Raw genomic sequence first — 22,014 nt, forward strand, 5'->3', positions numbered from 1 at the left:
GATCACCGCGTCACCGCGTACCCTGCGAGGGCCGCGGTGACGCGGTGACTCCGTGCCGCGCCTGCTCAGGCGACAGTGCAGGCGGTGCCGTTGAGGGTGAACGACGAGGGCCTGCCGGTGTTGCCGGTGTGGGTGGCCTGGAAGCCGACCCCGACCGAGCCGCCCGGGTTGATGGTGGCGTTGAACCCGACGTTACGCGCCGTCACCTGCCCGCTGGTGGGCGAGTAGCTCGCGTTCCAGCCAGAGGTGATCGTCTGGCCGCTCGGCAGCGTGAACACCAGCGACCAGCCGTTGATCGCCGAGCTTCCGCCGTTGGTGATCGTTATGTTGGTCGTGAAGCCGTTGTTCCACGTGTTCATCACATAGCCGACCCGGCACCCGCCGGCCGGCGGAGGCGTCGGGGTGGTCGGGGGTGGATCGGTCGGGTCGCCTGTGGCGCCGAAGCCCTCGAGCACCGCGTTGTAGGCCGGCTTCTTGGCGTAGTTGTTGTCGAAGAGCAGCGCGGCACCCTGGCCGGGGAAGGTGTCGGGCACCCAGGAGTACCGGTCGGTGATGCCCCAGACGGTGATGCTGGTGCAGCGCGCCACGGCGACGCACGCCTGGACGACCTTGCGGTAGTCGTTCGCCTGCGTCTGCAGGTTTCCGCTGCTGGCCGGCGTGGGCATTCTGATGTCCAGCTCGGTGATGTTGACGTCGACGCCGAGGCCGGCGAACCGCTGGAGGTTCTGCTGGTAGCTGGACGGCACCTGGCCGACGATCAGATGGGACTGGAATCCGACGCAGTCGATCGGCACGCCGCGGGCCTGGAAGTCCCTGACCATGTTGTAGACGGCGTCGCTCTTCGCGTTGACGGCGTCGGTGTTGTAGTCGTTGTAACAGAGCTTGGCACCGGGGTCGGCCGCCCGCGCGGCGCGGAAGGCCTCCTCGATGTAGCTGTTGCCGATCCGCTGCTGGAACACCGAGTTGCGGCGCGTGCCGTTGTCCTCGAAGGCCTCGTTGACGACGTCCCAGTAGACGAGCTTGCCCTGGTAGTGGCCGGCGACATTGGAGATGTGGTTCCGCATCGCCTGGAGCAGGTCGCTGCCGGACGAGATGCCCGAGACCCAGCCCGGCAGCTGGCTGTGCCAGACCAGCGTGTGGCCGCGTACCTTCTGGCCACGGCTCTGCGCGCGGTTCACGATCGCGTCGGCGCTGCCGTAGCTGAACGAGCCGCGGGACGGCTCGGTGGCGTCCCACTTCATCTCGTTCTCCGGCGTGACACCCGTGAATTCGGTGTCGAGCGTGGTGGCGTACTGGGATTCGCCGAGACGGCCGTTGGCGACGGCCGCGCCGAAGGTCTTGCCCTTGCCCGCGGCGGCCGCGCCGAGGGTGGTCGCGGCGGTCGAGGACGGGGCGGTGGCCACCACGGCGGCGAGGCCGGTCGCGGTGAGCGCCGTGAGCACCGAGACCGTGAGCGCGGTGAAGGCACGCCGCCTTCTGTGGGGACGGGGGGCGCTTGTCACATCTCCTCCTCCGGAGAGCGGGCAGAGGGGCCGGCGTCCCGGCTCGGGCCGGGATCACCTTCGTGGGAGCGCTCCCAATACTTGGTCCGGTCAGAACCGGAGTCAATATGTTTCGGAAATGTTTCGATAATGGCATCCGACGTGTTTCGAACCGCCGCTCGGTCGTGTTTCAAAACGCGGACCGGCCGGGTCCCGGCATTTCACCGCGTCCCCCGGCCGGTCCGGCGACGTCACCCTCGCGCCGCCTTCGACCAGCGGTCGAACAGGCGACCCGCCGAGCCGCCGATCGGGCCGATCGCGTCCGCCAACGTCTCGGGCCCCGGGAGCCGTGCCTTGTCCACCGCCGACACCGCGAGCGCGGCGTCGTCGATGGTGGACGAACAGACCGCCAACAGGTAGTCCGGCACCGTGAGCTCGGGGTCGACGCAGCCCACGAGTGGTGTGCCCACGGCGGCGATCAGGGGGAACACCGTTCCCGGAATCCCGATCGCCGCCTCAGCACGTGCCGATGCCTCCAGCGACGGGACCTCGCTGATCTCGTAGCGATCCCACAACGCGGGGTCCTCCCTCGGGTGCAGACCGACGAGGATCCGTCTGCCGGCCGCCTCCAGCCGCTCGGCGGCCGCCAGGAGAAGCTCGGTGCCGGGCGCCGCTCCCCCGGTGTCATCGGCATGGGTCACGCTCGTGAGCACCAGCACGAGCCCCGGCTCCGGCACCCGCCGCGGCAGATCATCGGTCTGCGGTGAACCGACCACCCGCACCGAGCGCCGCGTACCGAGATAGCCGGCGAACGCGCGGGCCGCCGCCGGCGAGGCGGCTGTGATCACACGCAGTCGCGGGTGCAACCGTCTGGCGAGAGCGGCCTCTTGCGGCCCCAGATAGGCGAGTCCGCTGGCGGCCAAGGGCAGCCTGCGAAAACGGTCGGCACACTCGACCGGCCAGTCCCCGGCCCCGGCGACCACGAGCAGATCGGCGGCCGCGGCGGTTTCCGGTGTCGCGGTCGGCACCGGGTCGCCCGGCTTGATCTGGGAGAGATCGGGCACCAGCTGAGTGAGCCGCCAGCCGCGCCGCCGGGCCTCGGCGAGCAGCGGGCTGACGTGATAGGTGCCCCACGGCTCGTTCGTCGCCACCAGTACCCGGAGCCGCTTGCCGCCCGGCGAGGCCGCCGCGGTACCGCCCAGTGCGACGCCCGCGGTCGCAGCGAGGGCGCCGCCGAGCACCGCGCGACGTGACAGCACACCCGATATTCGTTGATCGTTTTCCATACCGCGTCAACGTAGGGTGTCGAGTCGGCCGGGAACTGAACGCCACCGGAACGCATCCAGATCTTCGGCAATCCGGTTGAGCAGTAACATTTCAGGATGGCCGAGGCGAAGTTCGAGGTACAGATGCTGCACGACCGGGTGATGGTCCGGGTCGAGCAGGAGTCCGGCGAACGCCGCAGCAGCGGCGGCATCGTGATTCCGGCGACGGTGCAGCAGGCGAATCGCCTCGTATGGGCCGAGGTCTGCGGCGTGGGCCACCATGTCCGCACGGTGAAGGTCGGCGACCGGGCGCTCTTCCATCCCGATGACCAGTTCGAGGTCGAGATCCAGGGTCAGGACTTCCTCGTCATGCGTGAGCGCGACCTGCACGCCGTCGCCAACGAGCGCCCGGAGCACGGCACCGGCCTCTACCTCTGAGCCGGCCCCCGACCGGCCGCCGCCTCACCGGCGTTTCATCGGCGTTCGAGTGCCACTCGCGGCAGCCTGCGGGCCACCGGCGCGGGCAGCCACCACGCCCGCGCGCCCAGCAGCCGCATGACCGATGGCACGATCAGGCAGCGGATGACGACGGCGTCGATGAGGATCGCGGCGGCGAGCCCGAGGCCGAACTGCTGCAACATCCGCGTGGGGCTGAAGACGAAGGCGCTGAACACGACGATCATGATCGCCGCGGCGGCGGTGATGATGCTGCCGGTCGTCGCCAGGCCCTCGCGTACGGCCCGGGCGGCGTCAGCGCCCCGCTCCCACTCCTCGTGGATCCGGGAGAGCAGGAACACCTCGTAGTCCATGGACAGGCCGAAGACGATCGCGAAGATCATCACTGGCAGATAGGCCTCGATCGGTCCGGGCTGCGCGCCGAGCAGGCCCCGCTGGAAGACCAGCGTGATGACGCCCATCGCCGCGGCGATGCTCAGCAGGTTCAGCAGGGCGGCCTTCAGCGGGATCAGCAGTGAACGGAACACGACGAGCAGCAGCAGTGACGACAGCCCGACGACCACCGCCACGAACAGCGGCAGCCGGTCGGCGACCGTGTCGGCGAAGTCCTGCGCCGCGGCCGTGCCGCCGCCCACCAGGAACGTCGCGCCGGTGCTTCGCTCCAGCGGGGGGAGCACCTCGGTGCGGAGCCGGTTCACCAGCCGGTCGGTGGCCTCGTCCTGCGGCGCCGATGTGGGAAAGGCGATCACCGTGCTGACCCGGGGGTCCCGTGCCGGGATCGGCTCGGTCGCCGCCGCGACGCCCGGCGTGCCGGCGAGCGTGCGCCGCAGCTCACCGGCCGCCCGGCCGTCACCCTGCGCCACCACGAGCAGCGGCCCGTTGAAGCCGGGTCCGAAGCCCTCGGCGAGCAGGTCGTACGCCTGGCGGCTCGTCTTCGATTCCGGGTCGCTGCCGGCGTCGGCGAAGCCGAGCCGCATCCCGAGCGCGGGGGCGGCGATGGCGAGGAGTGCCACGGTGGCCACCACGAGCGACTGCCACGGCCGGCGCTGCACGAACACCGCCCACCGCCGCCACCGGGTGCCGTCCGGCCGCCGGGCGCGAGCGGCCCGGCGCCGGACGCCGCGTTCGATGCGGCGGCCGAACACCGCCAGCAGGGCGGGCAGCAGGGTGAGCGCGGCCAGCATCGTCATGAGCACGGTCAGCGCGACCGCGAGCGCCACGCCCCGCAGGGAGCCCAGGCCGAGGACCACGAGCCCGAGCAGCGCAATGATGACCGTACAGCCCGCGAAGAACACGGTGCGCCCGGCCGTGTCCAGGGCGGTGCGCACGGCCTGGGCGGGCTCGGCTCCGCCGAGCAGCTCACCGCGGTACCGGGAGAAGATCAGCAGGGCGTAGTCGATGCCGACCCCGAGCCCGACCAGCATCATGATCGGGGGCGTGAAGTCGGCCACCACGGCGACCTGCGAGGCGATGACGATCAGCCCCAGCGTGGTGCCGACCGCGAAGATCGCGGTGATCAGCGGCAGGCTGGCCGCGACCAGTGATCCGAACAGCAGCACGAGGATGACCAGGGCACCGAGCAGGCCGGCGCCCTCGGCGGCGCCACCCTCGCCCTCTTCCGCCCCCCGGACGGCGTCGCCGCCGAGCTCCACCCGCAGCCCGGCCCCTTCGGCCGCCTGAGCCGTCTCGATGATCTTGCGAACGTCTTCCGCGGGCACGGCCTCCGCCCGCCCGTCCAGGCTGACGGTCGCGTAGCCGATCGTGCCGTCCCGGGCGATCGATCCGGCATCCTCGTACGGGGTCCGGACACCGGTCACCCGGGGCAGGCCGCCGACCTCCCGGAGCATCGCCTCGACGCGCGGGCGGGTCCGCGGTGCGCCGACCCCCTGCGGGTCGTGCACCACGATCTGCACGCTGTCGCCCGCCTGTGGCGCACCGTGCCTGGTCAGAGCGTCCATGGCCCGTTGTGAGTCGGTGCCGGGCAGGGTGAAGTCGTTGCGGTAGTCGCCGCCCACCATCGCCGACGCGCCGGAGACGCCGATCAGTATCGCCGCCCAGAGCGCGAGCGCACCCCAGCGGTGACGGTAGGACCACGCCGCGAGCCGCTCGAACAGGCCGGCGCGGCCCGGCGGCCCCGTGGTGGCGGAGGACATGGTGGCGGAGGACGTCGCGGAGGACGTGGTCGTGGATTTCTGCGGACGCATGCCAACAAGGATCTGCGCGAGATGCCCTCTGATCGTCCTGCGCGGGAATGGAACCGCCGTACGCCGGGAGTCGCCGGCGGAGCCGCCGCTCTACCGCTGCGGTTGCGTGACGCGGCGGGAGGCTACCCCAGCGGTTGTCAGGAGAGCCAGCCAGGAGTGATCAGCCCGGACTCGTAGGCCAGCACGACCAGCTGAGCGCGGTGCCGTACGTCCAGCTTGGTCATGATGCGGCTGACGTGCGTCTTCGCGGTCGCCGGGCTCAGCACGAGCCGCTCGGCGATCTCGTCGTTGGACAACCCCGCCGCCACCAGCGTCATGACCTCGCGTTCCCGCCCGGTGAGCACGTCCAGGCGCGAACCCGGAACCGGCCGATCGATCCGCCCGGCGAACTCTGCGATCAGGCGGCGGGTGACCGAGGGCGAGATCAGCGCGTCGCCGCGGGCCACGACCCGCACTCCGTGGATCAGTTCCATCGGCTCGGTGTCCTTGACCAGGAACCCGCTCGCTCCGGCCCGCAGAGCGCTGTACACGTAGTCGTCGAGGTCGAAGGTGGTCAAGATGATCACCTTGACGTCGGCGAGGTCGGCGTCGTCGGCGATGCGCCGAGTGGCCTCGAGCCCGTCCAGCTCGGGCATCCGGATGTCCATGAGCACGACATCGGGCCTCAGGACGCCGGCGAGGCGCAGGGCCTCCGCGCCGTCCGAGGCCTCGGCCACCACGGTGATGTCGTCCTCGTCGTCGAGGATGGAGCGGAAGCCGGCCCGCACGAGGCGCTGGTCGTCGGCCAGCAGCACCCGGATCAACGGACACCGCCGAGCGGCAGCCTGGCGCGTACGTGGAAGCCACCGGCCGATCCGCCTTCGGCCGTGAGCTCGCCGCCCAGCGCCCGCGCCCGCTCGCCCATTCCGCGGATGCCGTTGCCCGTGTCCGGGTCGCCGCCCCGCCCGTCATCATCGATCTCCAGGCGCACGTCGTCGCGGCCGTAGCGGACCCGCACGACGGCCACGGTGGCACGGGCGTGCCGCGTCACGTTGGTGAGCGCCTCCTGGACGATCCGGTACGCCGCCAGGTCGACCTCGGGGGGTACGGGGCGCCGCTCGCCTTCGATCTCGGTCCGCACGGCGAGCCCGGCGGTCTCGGCACCCGCGACGAGGTCGTCCATGCCGGCCAGGCCGGGCGCCGGCTCGGTGGGTGCCGCCTCGTCGGGCTGCCGGAGCGCTCCGAGCGTGGCCCGCAGCTCCCTGAGGGCCTCCCGGCTCGTCTCCTTGATGGCGGCGAGCGCCCGTTCGGCCTGCTCGGGATCGCGCTCGATGCGGTGCAGCGCGGCCCCCGCCTGCACGTTGATGAGGGAGATGTTGTGTCCGATCACGTCGTGCAGCTCACGCGCGATGCGGAGCCGCTCCTCGGTGGCCCGCCGCCTGGCCTCCTCCTCGCGGCCGCGCTCCGCGTCGACGGCCCGCTGTTCGACCTCGTGCAGGTAGGCCTGGCGGTTACGGGCGACGGCGCCCAGCGCGATCGCCGCGATCATCCAGCCCGTGACCAGCGACAGTGCGGCGTTCTCCATGTGCCGCGTGTCGCTGGCCATCTCGCCGTAGCCGGTGGCCAGCAGCGCGAGAACGCTCAGGCTCACCGCGGCCTTGAGGTGCCCCTCGGCGGCGGCGGTGTAGAGACCGACGATGAGGGTCACCAGCAGCGGGCCGTCCGGCTCACCGAGCGGGTAGTACAGGCCACAGGCGAGCAGGGTGAGCGCGGCCATGGCGACCGGCCGGCGGCGGCGGAAGTACACCGCGACGAGGGCGATGACGGTCAGCGCCCAGCTCAGCAGATCGGCGGAGTCGAACGGGCGCTCCTCGCGCAACGCCAGGAGTGCGCCCACGACGACCACGACGGCGACCGCGGCGGCCACCGCGGCGTCGGCGGCACGGCCGCGCAACGGCCACGGCGGCGCGCCTCGGGTCAGTGCCATGCACCGCAGCATAAGGCCGCCGCCGAGACCGCCGCCGGGGCCTCAGCTCCTGACGTCGACCCAGACCAGGCGGTGGTCGGAGCTCGGGAACGGGTAGACGCCGGTGAGCCGGGACAGCGGGTCGGCCTTGACCGGCCAGAACACCCCGCCGTCGACGACCCGCAGCGACTTGGCGGGCAGCACGTGGTCGACCCGCAGGTTGCCCGGCGCGCCGTCGGCGAAGTCGGCCGTGTCGGCCGCCGGGTCGCCCCGGTGGTTCGCGTTGGCACCGCCCTGCAGCACGCTCGCCTCGACGGCCCCCTCGCTGGTGGGCACGTACTTGGCGTTGACCCGCGGGTTGCGCAACAGCTGGTCGATGGCGCTGCCGACGCTGTCACCGTCGAGGGGGTCGGCGTTCTGGTCGCCGGCGATCACGAAGTCCGCGCCGGGCCGCAGCCCGCCGCGCCGGCCGCGATCGTCGTAGACGTAGTTCGCCGAGCGGACGTAGTCGGCCCAGAAACGGATCTCGTCGTGGTTGCGCAGGCCGTTGCGGTCCTCGGCGCCGTCGAAGGTGGGCGGCGTGGGGTGGCTGACGAGGAAGTGCACGGTACGCCGCCCGATCCGGACGGGTACGTCCCAGTGGCTCTTGGACGACAGGCGCAGCTTCTCGAGCTCGTCGGGCGAGTACCAGTCACCTGGCCGTGCGGTCGCGGGGTCGTCCGGCAGCAGGGCCCCCGGCATGTCCGCCCACTTGAACTTCTGGAAGGTCCGGATCGAACCGAAGTCGATCGGGTACCGCGAGTAGACGGCCATTCCGTACTGGCCGGGGAACATTCCGTAGCCGTACGCGTCCTGGCCGTAGGCGTCCGTCCCCGGTTCGGTGACGACCTTGCCGTCGTTGTTCAGGTCGAGACCGGAGGCGATGCCGGTGTTGCTCGGAGCGATGTACCGGTAGCGGTACTCGATCGGGCGGGCGCCGTTCTGTGCCACTGACAGGTAGTTCTTCTGGAAGAGGCCGGGCGCCTCGGGGTCGTGGTCGAACTCGTTGATGAGCAGCACGTCGGGCCTGGACCGCTGAATGATCTCGGCGATCGTCCGCGCCTGCGCGTTGCCGGGCGTCGACAGATCCGTGACCAGGGCACCCTCGGCGCCTCGGTTGAGCGAGGCGTTGAACGTCGCGAACCGTACGCGTTCGTGATCGGACGCCGTCGCCGGCACCATGGTGCTCGCGGTCAGGGCCACGGCTCCGGCGGCCACGATCGCGGAACGGGCACGAATTCGCATCATCAGACACTCTCCTCAGAACATGGCGATTCGGGTGATCGTGGCACGACTACACCGCCGGTTGAACGTCTCCAGGGCAACGGTGCGGCAACGGCTCCATGAGCACCTGGATCCGGAACATGTCACCGCGGTGGTCGGGCCACGTCAGCGCCGTGGTCAGACGGAGATGACGGCGGTCGATCCAGTGCGCCCCTTGCGGACCCGGAGCCGGGCGGGGATACGGGAGCGCAGCTCGGCGACATGGCTGACGATGCCGACCGCCCGGCCGCCGTCGCGCAGCCCGTCGAGCACGTCCATCACCTCGTCGAGGGTCTCCTCGTCGAGGGTGCCGAAGCCCTCGTCGACGAACAGGGTGCCGATCTCGGTGCCGCCCGCCTCGGCCGTCACGACGTCGGCGAGCCCGAGCGCCAGGGCCAGGGAGGTGATGAACGACTCGCCGCCCGACAGGGTCACCGGGTCGCGGTCCTGACCGGTCCACGCATCGGCGACGCGCAGGCCCAGCCCGCCGCTGCCGCCCCGGCGGTCGCCCGCCGCCTTGTCGAGCGTGTGCACGAGCGCGTAGCGGCCGGCCGACATGCGGGAGAGCCGCTCGTTGGCCGCCGCGACGACCTGCTCGAGACGGGCCGCGAGCACGTAGGCCGACAGGCGCATGCTGAGGAGGTTCACGCCGGGCTGCCCCGACGTCAGGCCCGCGAGCCGGGTCGCGACGCGGTGCCGCTCGGCCGCCGGGCGCCAGGCCGCGACCCGGCCCGCCAGAGTCACGCGCAGTTCGCCGAGGCGGTCGTGGCGCCGCCGGGCGCGGTCGCGGGCGGACACGACCGCGGTGTGGGCGGCCTCGGCCGCCGCCAGGGCGGCCTCCAGCGCCGGCGGGTCCGGCGCGGGAAGCGCCGCCGCCGCGGTGAGCTCCGGGTCGTCGAGGAGGGCGCGTACGGCGGCCTCTTCGGCGTCGAAGTCCCTGATCCGCGCGTTGAGCCGGGATCGCGTGTCCGCCGGCAGCGCGGCGCTCGCGGCGTCGTCGACCGAGCCGAACCCCTCGGCCGAGGCAGCGGTCGAGGCCGCCGATCGCGCGGCGGTGAGTTCCTCCTCGGCGGTGCGGGCCCGCCGCGTCGCCTCGGCGGCGGCCCGCAGCAGCTCGGCGTCGCCGGTGAGCCGGTCGATCCGCGCCTCGATCGTCGGGTCGTCGCCGCGCGCCTCGTCGAGGCGCGTGGTCAGCCGGGCCGTCTCGGCGGTGAGCTCCTCGTGCCGGGTGCGGTTCTCGGCCAGCGTCTGCAGCACCGTCTCGCGTCGGTCCCTGGCCCGGGCCAGCTCGGCCTCGGCGTGGAGAAGCCGTTCTTCGAGCCGCTCGGTCCGGGCGGCGTCGGCGTCGACGGCAGCGAGCGCCTCCTCGGCGGCGGCGAGCTCGTCGGCCAGGACGTCGATGGACTCCTCGGTGACCTCGAGCAGGGCGTCGAGCTCGGCGCGGAGTTCGGCGAGCCGGGCGGCGCCGGCCTCGCGGCGGCTCTGCGCCTCGTCGTAGGCGGCCTGGGCGAGCTCCTCGTCGCCGTCGGCGGGCGCCCCGTCGAGCGCGACGGCCGGGTCGGGGTGTTCGGCCGAACCGCACACGCGGCAGGGCTCCCCCGCGACGAGCCCCTCGGCGAGGACGGCCGCCATGCCGTCCAGGCGGGCCTGCCGGATCTCCTGCAGGCGGTCGCGCAGCTCCTGCGCGGTGTCGACCGCGGCCTGGTGGCCGGCCTCGGCCTCGGCGAGGGTGACCCGGACGAGGTCTCTGCGCCGCGCCGACTCGATCCGCCGTACGGCGTCGTGCGTCACGGCCTGCGCGGCCGGCCGGCCCGCCGCGCGCAACCGGGCGGCGTCGAGCTCGGCCCGGCCCTCGGCCACGAGATCGGGCAGCTCGGCGAGCAGGGCGGAGATCTCGGCCTCCTCGGTCTCGAGCCCCGCGAGGCGGCCGGCCACGTCGGCGATCTCACCGCTCATGCCACGCAGCCGTACGGCGTCGTCGCGCAACCGCTCGAGCCCGGCCGCCTCATCGCGGCGGTCGCGCTCGGCCTTGTGCAGTACGTCGTCGGGAGCGGAGCTCGGCACGAGCTCCGGCAGTGCCGCGCGAGCGGTGGCGGCGGTGTCGCGCGTGCGCTCGGCCTCGCGGGTCCGCGTGACCACGGCGTTGATCAACGGCAGTACCCGGTCGGCGCGGGCGGCGTCGGCCTCGCATCCGGCGAGCTCGGCGCGCTCACCGGCCCTGGCGTCGATCTCCGTACGGCGGCGGACGGCGGCGGCGTGACGGCGCTGCCGGTCGGCGAGGGCGCGGCCCCGCTCGGCCGCCTCGCGGGCCGCCGCGAGCACGGTCTCGGACTCGGTCAGGAGCGAATCGGTCTCGGCGAGGATCGCGGCGAGCTGCCCCGCGAGCTCGGTGGCCCAGGGAGCCAGCAGCTCGTGCGCGCCGTCACCCGGAGCCTGCTCGCGCCGGGGCGCGGGGACCATGCCGCGGCCCACCGGCGGGCCGCCGCCGGGCCGTTCGGCGCCGGCCGTCTCGGCGATCCGGTCGGCGGTCGACTCGGCCTCGGCGCGCAGTTCCTCGGCGCGCCTGCCGCTCGCCGCCCTGCGCTCGGCCAGCCACTTCTCGACGTGGGTGAACACCTCGGTGGCGAACAGCCGTTCCAGTACCTTGCGGCGCTCGTCGGCACCGGCGCGCAGGAACGCCGCGAACTCGCCCTGCGGCAGCATCGCGACCTGCGCGAACTGGTCGGCCGTCATGCCGAGCAGCCCGTTGATGAAATGCCCTGCCTCGTCGATCCGGGTGGCCCGGCCGATCCACGAGCCGCCGTCGTACTCCTCGACGATCACCCTGGCCTGCTCGAGCGTGGTGCCGGTGCCGCGTCTCTTCGGCCGGTCCCACGACGGCGAGCGGGTGATGCGCAACCGGCGGCCGCGAACCGTCAGCTCCAGCAGGACCCTCGGCGCGGCCTCGGGTGCGGCGTGGTCGCTGCGCAGCCTTTTGACGGCGTTGCGGGCGCCTGGCACCTGCCCGTACAGCGCGAAGCAGAGGGCGTCGAGGACGCTGGTCTTGCCCGCGCCCGTCTGGCCGTGGATGAGGAACAGCCCGGCGCCGGACAGCGCGTCGAAGTCGATGCTCTCGGTGCCCGCGAAGGGCCCGAACGCGGTCACTTCGAGCCGGTGCAGCCTCATGGCTCGCACCCCCCGCCGGCGGCGCCGCTCACGCCGCGGACTCCTTGGCGCGGCAGGCTTCGAAGGCCTCGTGCAGCAGGGCCCGCTCGGCCTCGGCCGCGGGCTCGCCGCTCACCTCGGCGACGAAGTCGCGGGCGATGTCGAGCTCGGACCGCTCCCTGATCCGCTCGGACCAGGAACGGCCGCCGTCGCCGTCGGCGCCCTCGGGGTCAAAGCCGAGCGCCAGCGCGTGCGGAAAGCGCGCACGCAGCCGCTCCATCGCCGCCGGCGGCCGGTGCGGATCGGTCAGCACGACCTGGAGCCAGTGGTCCTCGTACCGCGTGTGGGCGGGCGACGTGAGCAGGTCGTCGATCCGGCCGCGCAGCCGCGCGAGCCGGCGCGGCACCGGCGCCTCGACGAACTCGGCGGACACCCGGCCGCCCGACGGGTCGAGGTCGACCAGCCACGAGCCCTTGAGATGGTGCTCTTCGGAGAACGAGTAGGCCAGCGGCGACCCCGAGTAGCGCACGGTCTCGGTCATGGCCTGGCGGCCGTGCAGGTGCCCGAGCGCCACGTAGTCGACACCGTCGAACACACCGACCGGGACGTGGGCGACCCCGCCCACGGAGATGTCGCGCTCGCTGTCACTGGCCTCGCCGCCGGTGACGAACGCGTGCGCGAGCACGACCGTGCGGACGTCACCGCGCCCCTCATGGTCGGCGCGCACCCGGCGCATCGCCTCGGTCATCGCGGCGGTGTGGCCGCGCGCGGCGAGGCTCCACGGCACGCGGAGCAGCTCGGGCTCGAGATAGGGGATGCCGTAGACGGCGACCGTCCCGCCGCCCGCCGTCACCAGCACCGGCTCGCCCACGGAGCTCGGATCGGCGCGCACGTGCACCCCGGCGGAGTCCATGAGGCCGGCGCCGAAGCCGAGCCGCTGCGCCGAGTCGTGGTTGCCCGCGATGAGCACGACCCGGGTGAGCCCGGCCAACCGCCGGAGCGCCTCGTCGCACAGCCGTACGGCGTCGACGGACGGCAGCGCCCGGTCGTAGACGTCTCCCGAGACCAGCACGCAGTCGACCCGCTCGGCGCGGACCGTCTCGACCAGGTGGTCGACGAAGTCGGCCTGGGCGCCCAGCAGATCCTCCCGGTGGAAGGAGCGACCGAGATGCCAGTCGGAGGTATGGAGGAGGCGCATCGCACCGAACCCTAGGCGGCACCTCCGACACTTCCGCCTCAGAAACGCCGGGGAACCCCAAACGATCACAATTGCCCGGTGCTGGGTGCTGGGTGCTGGTGCAGGGTGCGGGGTGCAGGGTGCTCGGTGCGGGGTGCTCGGTGCGGGGTGCTCGGTGCTCGGTGCTCGGTGCTCGGTGCTCGGTGCAGGGTGCAGGGTGCAGGGTGCTCGGTGCGGGGTGCCGTACCGCCCCGGCCACCGCCGTGGGAGGCCGTGGAGGAACAACTGCATGATCACGGCGGGGGTCTCTCTGCGGTGATCATGCACTTGTGCGCACCCGCGCGGGTCCCGCCGCGGACGAGCGCGTCCGGCCGGTGTCACTTGGTGCGACTCGTCGTAACATCATGTGGTGAGTGACCGTCCGTACGTTCTGTTGAGTTGTGCGATGTCGGTGGACGGCTACATCGACGACGCGAGCCCGCGGCGGCTGCGCCTGTCCAACACCGCCGACTTCGACCGGGTCGACTCGGTGCGCGCGGGCTGCGACGCGATCCTGGTCGGGGCGGGCACGATCCGCACCGACGATCCGCGGCTGCTCGTGCGGTCGCCGGCCCGCCGCGCTGCCCGCGTGGCCCGCGGAGTGCCGGCCGAGCCGGCGAAGGTCACGTTCACGAACGGCGGCGGCCTCGATCCGCAGGCGAACTTCTTCACCACCGGTACGGGTCCGAAGCTGGTCTACGGCACCTCGCCGGTCGTTCCCGAGCTCACCGAGCGGCTGGCGGGCCGCGCCGAGGTCGTCGACGCGGGCGATCCGCTGAGTCTCACCACCGCGCTCGCCGACCTGAGCCGGCGCGGCGTCCGGCGGCTCATGGTCGAGGGGGGCGGCAGCGTCCACTCCCAGTTCCTCACCCAGGGGCTCGCCGACGAGCTGCAACTGGTGGTCGCCCCGTTCTTCGTCGGCGACCCGTGCGCGCCGCGCTTCGTGCAGCCCGGGATCTTTCCGCAGAGTCCCAAGCACCCGATGCGGCTGGCCGAGACCACCCGGATCGGCGACGTGGTGCTGCTGCGCTACCTGATGGGGCCCTTCCGTGGATGACCGGCGCTGGCTGGAACTCGCCTGCGACCTGGCGCGGCTGTGCCCGCCCTCCGCCACCGCGTTCTCAGTCGGCGCCGTGGTCGTCGGCGCGGACGGCCGGGAGATCGCGCGCGGCCATTCCCGCGAGACCGGTCCGCACGTGCACGCCGAAGAGGTCGCCCTGGCCAAGGCGGCGCCGGCGCGGGACGAACCCGTTCCCGCCCTGCGCGCGCCCGGCACGACGGTCTACACCTCGCTGGAGCCGTGCAGCCGGCGCAGGTCCCGGCCGCTGACCTGTACCGACCTCATCCTCGCCGCCGGCGTGCCACGGGTCGTGTTCGCCTGGCGGGAACCCTCGGTGTTCGTCGAGGGCAAGGGCGCCGAACTGCTCCTGGCCAGGGGCGTCGAGGTCGTGGAGATGCCCGAGCTGGCGCTCCGCGCCCGCGAGCCCAACCGGCATCTGCTCGGCTAGCCGGGCCCGGGGCCGCGTCCCCTGGCCCTCAGAGGACGACGCGGTAGTGGGTGGTGAGCCGCAGGTCGTCGTCGAGGACATGGAAGGCGACGGCGGGCGGGAGGTCGTGGTCGACGACGTCGCCGAAACACGATCATTAAGACCCCCTCATGGCCCGTCTCATCGGTCCGTCTCGTGGACCGTCGGAACGGCCATGAGTCTGGCCGGTGCCGGGCCTTGTCAGCCACCCCCGCCCGCATGCGATGCTGACCCCAAGCAAGCACTCGGTCAACAACCTCCGGTCCCACCACCTCCCGGGAGGCACACGTCATGCGCGAGCACGATCGGCTGTACATCGGCGGTGACTGGGCCGCGCCGGCCGGCACCGGAACCATCGAGGTCATCTCCCCGCACACCGAGGAGGTCGTGGGCCGGGTGCCCGACGGCACCCCCGCGGACATCGACCGCGCGGTCGCCGCCGCCCGCGAGGCCTTCGACCACGGCCCCTGGCCGCGGATGACCCCGGCCGAGCGTGCTGACGTCATCGCCCGGCTCGCCGCGCTGTACGCCGACCGCCTCGGCGACTTCGCCGAGGTCATCACCGCCGAGATGGGCTCGCCGATCCTGTTCTCCCACCTCGCCCAGGCGCCCATGCCGCAGCTGATGCTGGCCTACTTCGCCGACCTGGCACGCACGTACGCCTGGGAGGAGGAGCGGCAGGGCATGCTCGGACCGGTGACCGTGCGGCGGGAGCCCGTCGGCGTGGTCGCCGCCATCGTCCCGTGGAACGTCCCGCAGTTCGTCACCATGACCAAGCTCGCCCCGGCCCTGGTGGCGGGCTGTTCCGTCGTCCTCAAGCCGGCCCCGGAGACTCCGCTGGACGCCTATCTGCTGGCCGAGCTCGTCCAGGAGGCGGGCGTCCCGCCGGGCGTGGTGAACATCGTCGCCGCCGGGCGCGAGACCGGTGAGCACCTCGTGTCGCATCCCGGCGTCGACAAGGTGGCGTTCACCGGTTCCACCGCAGCCGGGCGGCGCATCGCCTCGATCTGCGGTGAGCGGCTGAAGCGGTGCAGCCTGGAGCTCGGCGGCAAGTCGGCCGCGGTCATCTGCGACGACGCCGATCTCGCGGCGACCATGGAGGGCCTCAAGATGGCCGCACTGATGAACAACGGCCAGGCGTGCGCGGCGCAGACCCGGATCCTCGCGCCGCGCGGCCGCTACGACGAGGTCGCCGACGCCCTCAGCGCGATGGTCTCGGGTCTCGCCGTCGGCGACCCCTCCGACATGGGCACCGAGATCGGGCCGCTCGTCGCCGCCCGGCAGCGTGACCGGGTCGAGGGCTACATCCGCCTCGGCCAGGAGGAGGGCGCGAAGGTGCTCACCGGCGGGCTCGACCGGCCCCACGACCGCGGCTGGTACGTCGCACCCACCGTCTTCGGCGACGTCGGCAACGACATGCGGATCGCCCGGGAGGAGATCTTCGGCCCGGTGCTCGTGCTCATCCCGTACGAGGACGACGCCGACGCGGTGCGCATCGCCAACGACAGCGAGTACGGGCTGGGCGGCTCGGTGTGGACCACCGACGTCGAGCGGGGCGCTGGCATCGCGCGGCGGATCCGCACCGGCTCCTGTGGCATCAATCACTACATCATCGACGTGAACACGCCGTTCGGCGGCTACAAGTCCAGCGGCATCGGGCGCGAGCTCGGCCCGGAGGGCCTGGCCGCCTATCTCGAGCACAAGGCGATCGCCCGTCTCGCCCCTCCCCCGCAGTGATGTCCCGGATGTCCGCGGCCCGTTCATAGTTCGGACCGCGCTGATGTCACGTTTCCCGTCGCGGGGCCGTACGGTGGTTCGCCGTGTCCGCTGCCTCCGAACCGGCGAGTCCCTCACCGGGTGCCGCGAGCCTTGACGACGTCCTGGTCGGCGAGGCGATCCTCGGCGTCTACCGGCAGATGTTCGCCGCCCTCGCCCGCGACAGCGGCGCGGTGGTCGACGACCCCGAGATGGTCGACGTCGCCGAGACGCTGCTCGCCGCGTTCGCCGACGCCGGCGAGGACGGGCTCGGCCACGAGCAGATGCGCCATGTCTGCCGCCGGTACCCGGCCGAGGTGTTCGAGAACCGGCTGAGGGTGCTCAAGGGCCTCGGCGCCATCCGCGAGGTGTTCCCCAAGCCGGGCCAGCTGCGCTACCGCGCCTCGTTCACCAGCGTCGTCGGCCTGATGTTCGTCCGCCGGATGATGCTCGACGGCGGCCAGTCGGAGATGCACCGGCTGCTCGCGCTCGAACAGCTCAACGTGACCGATCCGCGGATGACCGGCGAGCAGGCGGCCGGCGGCGCCGAGGGGCTCGCCCGCGCGTTCCGGCTGTGGAGCGTCGAGCTGGTGACCCTGACCAACGCGACCATCGAGGAGCTGCGTGAGCAGGCACCGAAGCTCTGGGGCAGCGAGGAGATCATCCAGCGGGCCGAGCGCCTGCACGGAGCCATCCTGCGGCGGTGGCCGGAGCTCGACCGCACCTGCACGGAGCTGCGCGCCGCGATCTACGCCTACGGTGACGCGTCGCGGCGGGCGGCGGCCCGACTGACCGACTCGGCGGGCACGACCCGCAACCTCACGCTCCTGCCGCCCGAGACCTGGCGCACGTTCGCCCGTACGGCGTCGCGCGAGCGGCTCGCCGCCGTGCTCGACGGTTTCGTGTTCGACGCCGCGGCACCCTGGCACGAGCCCGCGGCCATCGTCACCGCCGTCGAGGAGGGTCCCCGGACCACGGCGCCGCGCCCCGCCCCGCCCCGGCGGTCGCTGCCCGACGGCGGCCTGTCCCAGGACGTCTCGGCCGCCGACGCCGGCGCGGTCGAGCGCCTGCGCGCCGTGGCCGAGCAGGTGCTGCGCGGAGGTGACCGGGTGGCCGTGCACGACCTGCTGTCCGAGACCGGCGACTGGCCGGCGTCACGGCGGCTGTTCGCCGACCTGTCCTCGGCCCACCTGCACCCCGAGCTGCCGTACCGCCTGGCCTGGTCGGCGGAGCTGCGGCCGCGGCCCGGCGACGCGCCCTCCTGGCTGTCGCACGGCCACTTCGAACGGATCCCGGGATGAGCGTGGATCCCGGCGTGCTGGCGAGGGCCCGGGTGCGGGTGCTGGGACCGGTGCCGATCGGGCCGGCCGACCCGGCGCCGGCCGGGCTGACCCGTGCCGTCGAGCCGTCCGGCCGGGTGTGGCTGCTGCCGGCCTGGCCGGACGGCGCGACCCCGGCGCTGCTGGAGGAGTACCAGACCGCCCCGCCGTCGATGGACCGGCCCGGGCAGGCCCGCCGGGTGTTCGCCGCGGCACTGCGCTGCTGCTGGACCGACCTCGACACCGCCCCCTGGCCCGGGCGCACGGCCGCGATCGCCGCCGCGCTCGAGGTCTACACCTGCATGGGCCGGGGCGACGCCGATCTGATGCGCCGCTGGGGGCTCGGCGACCTGCGCCGGCTCGCCGACTCGGGCTGGCTGCTGCTCGACGAGACCGCCGGCACCGTACGGCTGGGCCCGCGCACCGCGGCCTGGCCGGCGGACGCCCTCTCGTCACTGCGCGACCTGCTGCGCCGCCTCCCGCAGCCGCCGGAGCAGGCCGGGGCGGCGCGATGACCGAACTCTTCGAGCCGTTGCTGCGCCCCTACGACGAGAAGCGGCGGGCCGAGCTGGTCGCGGCGTTCATGGCGGTGGAACAGGCGGCCGAGCCGGTGCCGGAACCGACGTTCGCGGCGCTCCGGGAACCCTCGCAACGGCGGGTGGTCGAGGAGATGCTGGCACTCGTGGGCCGGACGCTGATCCGGTCCCGGGACCGCTGGATCTCCGGTTACCGCGACGAGGTCGCCGCCGAGCTGGCGCGCGACCCGGCGTGCGGGCAGCGGGAGGAGGACCGCGCCGTCCTGGTGCTGGTGCTCATCCATTCGGTGGCGATCCCGCGCGCCGAGGGGCTGCTCACCGAGGACTCGTGGATGTCGCCGGTCCCGACCTCGGTCGAGGAGCTCCGCAAGCGGTCGCAACTGCCGATCGGCGAGCTGGAGTCGGCCCTGCGCCGGTTGCGCGCGGCCGGGCTGGTCGGCCAGGTGAAGGCCGGTGACGACACGGCCGGTGGTTTCGTGCCCGGCCCGCAGTTCCACCGGCTCACCGCCGCGGCCCGCAGGCGGCTGCAGGAGGAGCTCATCCTCGCCGCGGGGCCCGACTCACCGCTGGCGGGGGCCGTACGAGCGCGGCGGCGGGACCGGAGTGGGCGACAAGGGGGAGAAGCGTGACGGTCACTTCGGCAGGCACCGGCAAGGACGCGGGAGGGGCCGCGGCGGCACGGGCGGGTGACGACGTCGACGTCGTCGGGGACCGTACGCTCGTCGCCTTCCAGGCGATCAACATCTCCCGGCTCTCCACGCACCCGGTGCCCACCGTGCCCGGCACGTTGATCGTCGTGGCCGGCCAGGGCCCGAAGGACTCCAACGGTGCCGGGAAGTCGTCGTTCATCGCCGCGATCACAGCGCTGCTCGGCGACGAGCAGTGGCGGTTCGCGTCGGGTGCCCGGGCCGTCGGAGAGCTGCTGTTCAACGCCGAGCTCGCCGCCCAGGGCGAGAGCCAGTGGGCCAGCGCCGATCACGGTTACATCATCGGCGTCTTCGCCGATCCGCGGCAGCCGGAGGACACCGCGCTGACGGTGTGGCTGCGGGTGAACGCGGACGCCCCGCATCTGGAGATCCGCTGGCATGAGGGCGTCCGGCTGGCCTCGGCGCCGTCCGAGGCCGAGCGGGTCGGCATGGCCGACCGCGTGTGGAGCGAGCTCCCCCGCTCGGCGGGACGGCGGGACCTCGTCGCCAAGGACCTGAGCCGGGTGCTGTACGGCGGCCGGGTCCGCTGCGTGTCGTTCCTGTCCACCTCCGTACGCACCAAGGTGGCCACCAACCTGCTCTCCCAGCCGCTCAACGAGATCACCCCGGAGCGGATCTTCAGCGCCATCGCGGCGCTCACCGGGCTCGACCGGGAGCTGGAGGCCGAGCGGAAGGCCCGTTCGGAGGAGCATCGGGAGCTCGCCAAGGCCGCCGAGGCCGCCGAGCGGCTGGCCGAGTGGGAGGCCGAGGCGCGGTCGCTGCTGACGACGTTCGACCGGCGGGACCGGGCCCGTGAGCAGGCCGCCGCCGCGGAGCGGTGCTGGCGCGCCCGGCAGGCCCGCCTGGTGGCCGACGCGGTCGAGCGGGACGGCGCCTACGCCGCCGAGCAGGAGCGGCTGCGTCGGGAGAACGCCGAGACCGCCGACGCCGTCAAGGCGGTGGATCGCGAGATCGAGCAGCTCACCGGCGGGGCCCTGGAGGACCGGCTGGCCGAGGCGACCGGTGTCCTGGCCGAGCTCAAGGGCCAGGCGGAGCAGATCGGCGAGGACAAGGCGGTCGCCCGCAACCGGCTGGAGGAGCTGCGCCGCCAGGCGTCCGGGCTCGAGGACCGTCAGCGCGAGGCCGATGGGCGGGACGTGCCCGCCGCCGAGAAGGAGCGGCACGCCGCCGAGGGCCGGCGCGACGAGGCCCAGCAGGACCTCGGCCTGGCCAAGGGCCGGCTGGCCCAGGCCGAGCGCGACCTGGCGGCCGCCGAGGCCGGGGAGAGCACCGCCGGCGACCAGATCCACGCCCTCACCGCCGCCGGCGTTCCCGCGGTGGGCCTGCTCGACGCCGTGGAGCTGGACGAGGCGGTGCGCGACCGGTGGGAGAGGGCGCTGTGGCCCTACCGCGAGGCCGTCGTGGTCGCGTCGGGCGACGTCGACGCGGCGGTCGGCGCGCTCGGCGGACTGCCCGGCTCGATGATCGTGCCCGCGGAGGGCGACCTGCCACGGGACCAGGACGAGCCGTGCGCTGAGCTGCCCGAGGGGGTGCGGTGCCGGCTCGCGCTGCGGCGGTTCTTCACCGTGCTGGACGGCGACCGGGGCGACGGTGGTGACGGCGACGGCGGCGGCGGGCACCATGCCGGCGCCGTCGTGGTCGTCGGCGGCTTCCCGGAACCGGTGACCGGCCGCGCGGCGCGGGTGCAGGCGGCGCGCGCCGCGCTCGACGGCGCGCGGGACGCCCTGGACGACACGCGGCGGCGCGCCTCCGACGCCGCGGCGGAGGTGGCCCTGGCCGCCCGGCGGCTCGAGGCGGCGCGTGCCGCCGAACGGCTGCTGGAAGTGCGCGACCGGATGACCGGCCTGCGCGAGCAGCTCGAGGCGCTGGCCACGAGCGAGGCGCGGCTCGGCCCCAAGCTGGGCGCCGCCGAGCAGAGCGTGCGGCGGCTGCAGGCCAGGGCCGACACCATGGCGCTCGAGCTCGACCGGTTGCGCGGCCGCCGGGACGCCCATGAGCGCACCCGTGACAAGGCGCGGGAGCTGGTCGCCGAGCTCACCGCCAAGCGCGCCGGCCTCGACCTGGACCACCTGCTGGAGGACTGGGGCGGCTCGCCGGACGGCGCGGCGGAATGGCTGCTCGGGCTCGCCGCCGACGAGCGGCCGTGGACGCCCGAGGAGTGGTGGCACTCGGCCGACCGGCACCTCGCGGACGGGCTCCGGCACGTCTTCCCCGGCGGCACCGACGACGAGGACATGCCGGAGGAGATCCGCTTCCTGCTGAACGACCGGGCCGACGGTGCCGGCCGGCGGAGCGAGCGCGAGCAGGCCACGTTCCCCCGCCTGATGCGCGGGCTGATCGCGTACCTGCGCCGGCAGGAGGACTACGAAAGGCACCAGCGCCGCCAGATCGAGATGCAGCAGACGTCGCGGCGCACCGACCTGGAGAAGGCCCAGAAGGGGGCGTCCGAGGCGGCGGAGGCGGGGGCCGCCCACCGCGCGACGCTGGTCTCGGCGATCCGGTCCAGGCTGCAGCGCGTCTCCGAGGAGTTCGAGCGGCTCGATCTGGCCTACGGAGGGTACGGCGCGACGCTGGAGTTCCCCACCCCCGAGCCGCCGGGCGACCCAGAGCAGGAGTGGCGCTGGCGAGTCGTGCCGAAGTGGCGCCGTTCGGAGGGCCAGCGGTACGTCCCGTACAACCGGCGGGCCAACACCGCCCTCATGGACGAGAAGGCGGTCAAGCTGGTCTGCGCGGCGGCGCTGGCGAGCTCGACGGGCCGGCCGGGCGAGAGCGCCAGGACCCAGCTCGTCCTCGTGCTCGACGAGCTCGGGCGCAACCTCGGCAAGGAGCACCGCCGCGAGGCCGTCGCGCTGTTCCGCCAGATCGGCGAGACGCACGGCATCACCGTCATCGGCGCGCTGCAGGACGACATGGAGCCGTACGCGATCGACGCCTGCGGGCAGTACGTCAAGCTGCGCCGCTCGTCGGACGCCATGCCCTACAACGAGCCGCCCGTGGTCATCGGCCACGACGAGCACACCGGCCGGGTCCGCATGCTGGCCGAGTGGATCAGCGCCACCCGCCCGTCCACAGATACACGGAACTAACTTTCAGGTCGGTTACGTACGGTGATACACCCTTGCTGACCGTTGCCCCGGGACCAGCAGAGGCCCAGCGGT

General features: G+C 73.3%; 16 protein-coding genes. 8 read left to right on the forward strand and 8 right to left on the reverse strand.

Annotated features, from left to right (window positions below; all coding sequences use genetic code 11):
* Window positions 1–65: 65 nt before the first annotated feature.
* Window positions 66–1,502: a glycoside hydrolase family 10 protein gene (locus HKK74_RS40995; RefSeq protein WP_187245233.1), complete on the reverse strand. Its 1,437-nt coding sequence runs from the start codon at window positions 1,500–1,502 to the stop codon at window positions 66–68.
* Window positions 1,503–1,732: 230 nt separating this feature from the next.
* Complete coding sequence (locus tag HKK74_RS22405; protein WP_222722598.1) at window positions 1,733–2,767, reverse strand: hypothetical protein; 1,035 nt, start codon at window positions 2,765–2,767, stop codon at window positions 1,733–1,735.
* Window positions 2,768–2,863: 96 nt separating this feature from the next.
* Here HKK74_RS22405 and HKK74_RS22410 point away from each other — a divergent pair, with 96 nt between their 5' ends.
* A complete protein-coding gene (locus HKK74_RS22410; RefSeq protein WP_187245234.1) occupies window positions 2,864–3,184 on the forward strand; it encodes a GroES family chaperonin in 321 nt (106 codons plus the stop codon).
* Between the two features lie 35 nt (window positions 3,185–3,219).
* Here HKK74_RS22410 and HKK74_RS22415 read toward each other — a convergent pair whose 3' ends face one another.
* The 6 genes from HKK74_RS22415 to HKK74_RS22440 form a co-directional block, all read right to left on the reverse strand.
* On the reverse strand, window positions 3,220–5,406 hold the full coding sequence (locus HKK74_RS22415) for an MMPL family transporter (protein ID WP_246491864.1): 2,187 nt from the start codon (window positions 5,404–5,406) through the stop codon (window positions 3,220–3,222).
* A 137-nt stretch (window positions 5,407–5,543) separates the two neighbouring features.
* Window positions 5,544–6,209: a response regulator gene (locus HKK74_RS22420; protein ID WP_187245235.1), complete on the reverse strand. Its 666-nt coding sequence runs from the start codon at window positions 6,207–6,209 to the stop codon at window positions 5,544–5,546.
* The gene (locus HKK74_RS22425) at window positions 6,206–7,372 is read right to left on the reverse strand and encodes a sensor histidine kinase (RefSeq protein ID WP_187245236.1); all 1,167 of its coding nucleotides are present in this window, start codon (window positions 7,370–7,372) and stop codon (window positions 6,206–6,208) included. The genes HKK74_RS22420 and HKK74_RS22425 overlap by 4 nt, the downstream gene beginning before the upstream one ends.
* Window positions 7,373–7,414: 42 nt before the next feature.
* Entirely contained in the window at window positions 7,415–8,638 is a 1,224-nt protein-coding gene (locus HKK74_RS22430; RefSeq protein WP_376771547.1) for an endonuclease/exonuclease/phosphatase family protein, read from the reverse strand.
* 153 nt (window positions 8,639–8,791) lie between these two features.
* Window positions 8,792–11,818, reverse strand: coding sequence for an AAA family ATPase (locus HKK74_RS22435; RefSeq protein WP_187245237.1), 3,027 nt, complete (start codon window positions 11,816–11,818; stop codon window positions 8,792–8,794).
* Between the two features lie 28 nt (window positions 11,819–11,846).
* Entirely contained in the window at window positions 11,847–12,995 is a 1,149-nt protein-coding gene (locus HKK74_RS22440; RefSeq protein WP_187245238.1) for an exonuclease SbcCD subunit D, read from the reverse strand.
* A gap of 388 nt (window positions 12,996–13,383) precedes the next feature.
* Between HKK74_RS22440 and HKK74_RS22445 the strand changes: the two genes are divergently transcribed.
* The 7 genes from HKK74_RS22445 to HKK74_RS22475 all read left to right on the forward strand — a co-directional run bounded on the left by HKK74_RS22445 (window position 13,384) and on the right by HKK74_RS22475 (window position 21,942).
* Window positions 13,384–14,070 carry a RibD family protein gene (locus HKK74_RS22445; protein WP_312881676.1) on the forward strand — a complete coding sequence of 229 codons (687 nt, stop codon included), beginning with the start codon at window positions 13,384–13,386 and terminating at the stop codon, window positions 14,068–14,070.
* Window positions 14,063–14,521, forward strand: coding sequence for a cytidine/deoxycytidylate deaminase family protein (locus HKK74_RS22450; protein WP_187245239.1), 459 nt, complete (start codon window positions 14,063–14,065; stop codon window positions 14,519–14,521). Before HKK74_RS22445 ends, HKK74_RS22450 begins: the two co-directional genes overlap by 8 nt.
* Before the next feature lie 309 nt (window positions 14,522–14,830).
* On the forward strand, window positions 14,831–16,276 hold the full coding sequence (locus tag HKK74_RS22455; RefSeq protein ID WP_187245240.1) for an aldehyde dehydrogenase: 1,446 nt from the start codon (window positions 14,831–14,833) through the stop codon (window positions 16,274–16,276).
* Window positions 16,277–16,359: 83 nt separating this feature from the next.
* Window positions 16,360–17,595, forward strand: coding sequence for a hypothetical protein (locus tag HKK74_RS22460; protein ID WP_187245241.1), 1,236 nt, complete (start codon window positions 16,360–16,362; stop codon window positions 17,593–17,595).
* Window positions 17,592–18,128 carry a hypothetical protein gene (locus HKK74_RS22465; RefSeq protein ID WP_187245242.1) on the forward strand — a complete coding sequence of 179 codons (537 nt, stop codon included), beginning with the start codon at window positions 17,592–17,594 and terminating at the stop codon, window positions 18,126–18,128. The genes HKK74_RS22460 and HKK74_RS22465 overlap by 4 nt, the downstream gene beginning before the upstream one ends.
* Window positions 18,125–18,778, forward strand: a complete 654-nt coding sequence (locus HKK74_RS22470; RefSeq protein ID WP_187245243.1) for a hypothetical protein — start codon at window positions 18,125–18,127, stop codon at window positions 18,776–18,778. The genes HKK74_RS22465 and HKK74_RS22470 overlap by 4 nt, the downstream gene beginning before the upstream one ends.
* Window positions 18,775–21,942, forward strand: coding sequence for a coiled-coil domain-containing protein (locus HKK74_RS22475; protein ID WP_222722599.1), 3,168 nt, complete (start codon window positions 18,775–18,777; stop codon window positions 21,940–21,942). Before HKK74_RS22470 ends, HKK74_RS22475 begins: the two co-directional genes overlap by 4 nt.
* Window positions 21,943–22,014 lie beyond the last annotated feature (72 nt).

Source organism: Actinomadura alba, assembly GCF_014323705.1.
In the GTDB taxonomy this organism is placed as follows: domain Bacteria; phylum Actinomycetota; class Actinomycetes; order Streptosporangiales; family Streptosporangiaceae; genus Actinomadura_C; species Actinomadura_C alba.